Raw genomic sequence first — 4,489 nt, forward strand, 5'->3', positions numbered from 1 at the left:
ACGGATCATCGATGCTTGGCGGGACGACTACAACGGCCACCGGCCCCACACGAGCCTCGGCGGCCTCACCCCGAACGAGGTCGCAACCCGGTCCAGACAGGACCACGACCAGAACGGACTCTGGTTATGAACGGGGGCAATCAGGGGGCAAGGTCAAGTATTGCAGCCCTAGTGGACTGTCAGCTACCGCTGGAGGCGGGGCCGAAGCGAGGCTCCAACCTACGACTAAACAGGGGCGTTCCATGCCGGCTGAAGTCACCTATGCCACGGCCAAAATCGATCGTCCCGCGATCCGCCGCAGGAATGGCGCAAGCGATTTAATCGCGGCTTTGCCGTTTGTTGCTGATCGGACTCCTGAAGAATTGCGCCGGGACAAGACGCTATCCCCCCGGGACTTCTGGTCGATCAAGAGGACCGACGACTGGGCCCTGGACTTCACACTCGGTATGGGACTCGGTGACCACTACATCGAATTCATGACCAAAGACCCGACTTCGCCGCTGCTCGGCTGGATCGTCAAAGACATGATCAGCAAGGGGCACTTTGGCGGCGTAGAATGTGGCTTCCTAGACCGGATCAGCAGGATGGCCCAGCGCGGAGCAGTTGATTGCACTTCTCCCGACGTCGGCCAGCTCCAGCGCCTAGCACATTCACACCGCGGGCCTTCATAAGACGCTCCGGATAACCTGAGTCGATCTAGCTTTGGGGGGCTCTTGTCCGTAGCCACCCCATCACTTCTCGGACTGGTCCAGGGCAATGAATGCCAGCCGCCGTAGCGCTTCTGGACGACTGGGGTGAGGCTTGGGCTGCTTTGCGATCCAGGTATCGAGACGTGCGAGCTCCTCAGGAGGAACGCGCACATTAAGCTGCGTCGCCCCCACCTTGGGGCGCCCAGGCTTTCTAATATTAGATATTGCCGCAGTCATAGGTAACTGATATCAGAAATACGGCCCGGCGGGAAGGTGATAGCTCCCGCGCCGGGCCTGACCTCACGCAGGAGTTGCCATCCATGCGATCAGCTACCCACGTCTATACCACCTCCCGCCGCACACTGCTCGCGCAAGCTGGCACAGCCTCGGTGATCGGTGTCACTGCCCCAGCCGCTAGTGCCTCTGCAGGCCAGCCTCATCACCCCGACGCCGAACTCCTGCGCCTCGGTCGGGAACTGGAGCGTGCCTGGGCTGAGGAGCGAGCTGCTCACGCCGCGACGGAGGGCACCTTTACGCATGAGGCGGACGAGTACACCGACCCCTTCGTAGAACTCTCCAGCGACGTTGTGAGGAAGATCGAAGCCATCCCGGCGCTCACCGTTGACGGGTTGCTCGTGAAGGTGCGCGCGATCCAGTGGTGCCGAGACGGTGATCAGTTCGAGCAGGATGAGTACAAGCACCTCTCGACCGATGCGCGGTTGGCCCACTCGATCGCCAATGACCTGATGCTCATGCGCAGGTACGTGGCCTGACCTGCACGACCTACCGCCTTCTAAGCGGTTGCAGATCGAAAGATCTACAGACCTTCCCGCTGAACCGATCTATCAGAGCTGATGCAGGCGCGTTCATCGCGCACTGCATGGGCGCCGAGTTTCGGCGAACCAGGAAGGCCACCGCCTAACCTGCAGGCGGTCTGGTCGATGCAGAACTCAGCAGGCCGCTCCCAATGCATGCTCCTTGGGAGCGGCCCCCTTTTCTCTCCATTCGCGCCCTGTCGATCCCGCCGCAGCTGCTGCCGCTGGCGATCCATGGCGCATGGGAACCGATCATGGCCGACTTCCCGGCGATGCCGTTCTACACGGACGCCTATCTCGCCGACACGACCCACCTGACCACAGAGGAGCATGGCGCCTACCTGCTCCTCCTGTTCGCCGCCTGGCGCTCGCCCGGCTGCTGTCTGCGTGACGACGACGCCTTCCTGGCTCGCGTGGCCAAGGTGACGCCCGATCGCTGGAGGAAGCGCCTGCGGCCGGTCCTGGCGCCGTTCTGGCGGATCCAGGGCGGCAGCTGGACGCAGAAGAAGCAGCAATCTGTTCGCGAAAAGCTCGGAGCGATCTCGGAGAAACGCCAGAAGGCCGCGCGGCAGGCTCGGGAGGCTAAGCCCTTGGCGGAGCGAGAGACTGCCCCGGCACATCAGGCAGCAAATGGGGGGCACATCAGCGGCTATCCAAAACCAAATACCAAAACCAAAGAATCACCCCCTACAGTCCCCCTCTCGGGGGACGAGCGTGTGCTCGAGGAGTTCGAGGTCTGGTGGCAGGCCTATCCCCGGAAGATCGGCCGCAGGGCGACGCTGGAGGCCTACCAGCGAGTTCGGGCTGAGGTGGAGGCGGATGTGCTGCTGGTGGCGGTGAAGGCCGCTGCGGCTGCCTGGAAGGCGGAGGGCACGCAGGACCGGTTCATCCCGCACCCGGCGAACTGGCTGGAGCAGCGGCGGTGGCAGGATCAGGCGGCAGAGGTGCCAGTTGCTCCTGCAGAGCCGATCGAACTGGCTAGGCTCAGTGCCGGCGCTCTGCTGGCGACGCAGAGCCGGGCCCGCTACGAGGCGCTGCTGGCGCGGGTGGGGGCGGAGAGGCTGGTGGGGATGGTGGAGACGTTGGGCGAAGGGCGGGATACGCGGGACCTGTTTCTGGCGGTGGAGCGTATAGCTACGACACAAAAACAAGAGATCACTCACGCTTTGTAAAGCTTAGAAATCGCAGGGGCCTACGCCAAGCCCTCCCTCTCCATAACACGCCGGACCTCTTCAAAGGAGGCCGCTATGTTGCCCTTAGGAAACCAAATATATGTCAATCCATGGATATTACTAAATGCATCACACCCTTCTTCAAGCATAACTATTGCTCGACTAAACCCCAGTCGCCCCTGGAACAACCCAGCTTCATGTACAACATTCTGACGCGCTCGAACAGAACCATCATTCTGCTCATCCTCGGCAGTCATAATCAAGAACGCGAGACACGCAGAATCAAGCATCTCCTTCAATCTATCTACGGTCGTGTGCCCAGCTACGGGAACTCTATTGAACTCGTCGCACGGAACATTTAGGCGTTCTGACAGAAAATCTTTCAACTCCCGCCACGTCGCTGAACGACCATGTCCAATGAATACTTTGTTCCCGCGGTTCGGATGCACCACACCCAGCCGTGAAAGCCGAGACTGATGCTCAGCAGCTGTGGAAGCAAGTTCCTTTAGACGCTCCAAACAACCAAAAGGGGCGGCGAGAGCCTTTGCCTCGACCAGAATATCGATATGGGGTGGCACGCGCGTGCCCTGAGAGATAGCCTTCGGATCACGGCAGATCATATAACCCTTTGGGGTCATCGCTCTCAGGAAGTCACTGCGCGTAGCGATCTCTAGCTTTCGTAGATCATCCTGAATCTTGCTGAGAAAGCTGTCTGCATTAGCACGCAAAAACAGATCAAGAATGGATCCAAATGCAGCCTTCGACCGACTAAAAAGCGCCTGAGCCGACCGGGAATGTTCCGACGGAAGCTCTTCAACAGATAGTCCAGCCAGTTCCAATATTTTGGATCGGACCTCAGTCTTTGAAAAGCTATCCCATCTTTTATTATGGACTCCCTCATAGGAGGGCAAGAAGCCCCATTCCGGATCAAAAGTGTCGCCAGGCGGAGGTTGCCGGAGGCCTCCGTAATAAACGTCTGCGAAGTATCCCGTCCACGATTTGCTCGATCGGCTATCAAAATCAGCAGCTGTTCGGATGACCGAATCAAGGATCCTTCGCTCAGTAACAACACCATCTTCTTCAAGAAGCTGGTCGATTGCGAACGAAATGCTGAGCAGCTCGACGCTAAGATCCATGCCGGTTCCTAACTCGCGGACGCCATGAGCGGAAACTGGATGCTTCCTGCTTGCTACCTAAGCCAGCTATTTCAGGAAGCGTCGTCTCGCCTAACTTCTTGTTTTCATTGGTCGGGGTGGTCAGATTTGAACTGACGACCCTCTGCTCCCAAAGCAGATGCGCTACCAGGCTGCGCCACACCCCGACGGGCGACGTCATAGGGGATGGCGTCGATTTGGGCAATGCGGTGCTGATGGCATGATGAAGATGGCGGGACGACTGTGAGGTTCCTCAGTCTTGAGACCTCGTGGTCCGAACGGTCATCTCGGCGGCAACATCGTACCACACGTCCAAACGATCATCGCGTTGATTGACAGCTTTGGCGAGATGCTAACTACCGGTGCCGATGACGTAGCTATCGAATCCCGAGTGGCGGCGCGCCGGCCCATCATCGACTACTTGCTTACTGGAGACGGACTAGTTTGCGCTTTGACCTCTTTTTCCAGACATGCAGGCGCTGATAGACCCGCTCGTCCCTGATGACCTTGCCCCCTGAAATGCCCTCGGTCTGAAGCTAGGGTCCGTCGATCAGGAGACGGACGATGAAGAAGAGCCGGTTCAGCGAAGAGCAGATCATCGGGATCCTGAAGGAGGGTCAGGCCGGGCTGCCGGTTGCCGAGATCTGCCGGAAGCACGG

The 4,489-nt window shown here is 59.3% G+C and carries 6 protein-coding genes and 1 tRNA gene; 5 read left to right on the forward strand and 2 right to left on the reverse strand.

All coding sequences use genetic code 11. The features are described from left to right. The 4 genes from HLA95_RS26665 to HLA95_RS26680 all read left to right on the forward strand — a co-directional run. A partial coding sequence (locus HLA95_RS26665) for an integrase core domain-containing protein (RefSeq protein ID WP_222182689.1) occupies nt 1-130 on the forward strand: 130 nt, incomplete at its 5' end. A 112-nt stretch (nt 131-242) separates the two neighbouring features. Further along, nucleotides 243-671, forward strand: coding sequence for a hypothetical protein (locus tag HLA95_RS26670; protein WP_191060999.1), 429 nt, complete (start codon nt 243-245; stop codon nt 669-671). A 338-nt stretch (nt 672-1,009) separates the two neighbouring features. Continuing rightward, nucleotides 1,010-1,462, forward strand: coding sequence for a hypothetical protein (locus tag HLA95_RS26675; protein ID WP_191060998.1), 453 nt, complete (start codon nt 1,010-1,012; stop codon nt 1,460-1,462). A 194-nt stretch (nt 1,463-1,656) separates the two neighbouring features. Beyond that, the gene (locus HLA95_RS26680; RefSeq protein WP_191060997.1) at nt 1,657-2,676 is read left to right on the forward strand and encodes a DUF1376 domain-containing protein; all 1,020 of its coding nucleotides are present in this window, start codon (nt 1,657-1,659) and stop codon (nt 2,674-2,676) included. Between the two features lie 20 nt (nt 2,677-2,696). Here the strand turns inward: HLA95_RS26680 and HLA95_RS26685 are convergent, their stop codons facing one another. Further along, nucleotides 2,697-3,812 (reverse strand): TIR domain-containing protein, encoded by a 1,116-nt coding sequence (locus HLA95_RS26685; protein WP_222185043.1) that lies wholly within the window; start codon nt 3,810-3,812, stop codon nt 2,697-2,699. A 108-nt stretch (nt 3,813-3,920) separates the two neighbouring features. Next, nucleotides 3,921-3,997, reverse strand: a tRNA-Pro gene (locus tag HLA95_RS26690). 397 nt (nt 3,998-4,394) lie between these two features. On the opposite strand from HLA95_RS26690, the gene HLA95_RS26695 reads away from it, so the two are divergent. Beyond that, nucleotides 4,395-4,489 (forward strand): transposase (locus tag HLA95_RS26695; RefSeq protein WP_222183311.1); only part of this gene is annotated, 95 nt, incomplete at its 3' end.

The sequence above is a fragment of the Geminicoccus harenae genome, from assembly GCF_019800005.1.
Taxonomy (GTDB): domain Bacteria; phylum Pseudomonadota; class Alphaproteobacteria; order Geminicoccales; family Geminicoccaceae; genus Geminicoccus; species Geminicoccus harenae.

Excerpts from the sequence above, each read along its gene's own strand:
- HLA95_RS26670 (WP_191060999.1), top strand. The coding sequence starts at position 243 with ATGCCGGCTGAAGTCACCTATGCCACGGCCAAAATCGATCGTCCCGCG.
- HLA95_RS26675 (WP_191060998.1), top strand. The coding sequence starts at position 1,010 with ATGCGATCAGCTACCCACGTCTATACCACCTCCCGCCGCACACTGCTC.
- HLA95_RS26680 (WP_191060997.1), top strand. The coding sequence starts at position 1,657 with ATGCATGCTCCTTGGGAGCGGCCCCCTTTTCTCTCCATTCGCGCCCTG.
- HLA95_RS26685 (WP_222185043.1), bottom strand. The coding sequence starts at position 3,812 with ATGGATCTTAGCGTCGAGCTGCTCAGCATTTCGTTCGCAATCGACCAG.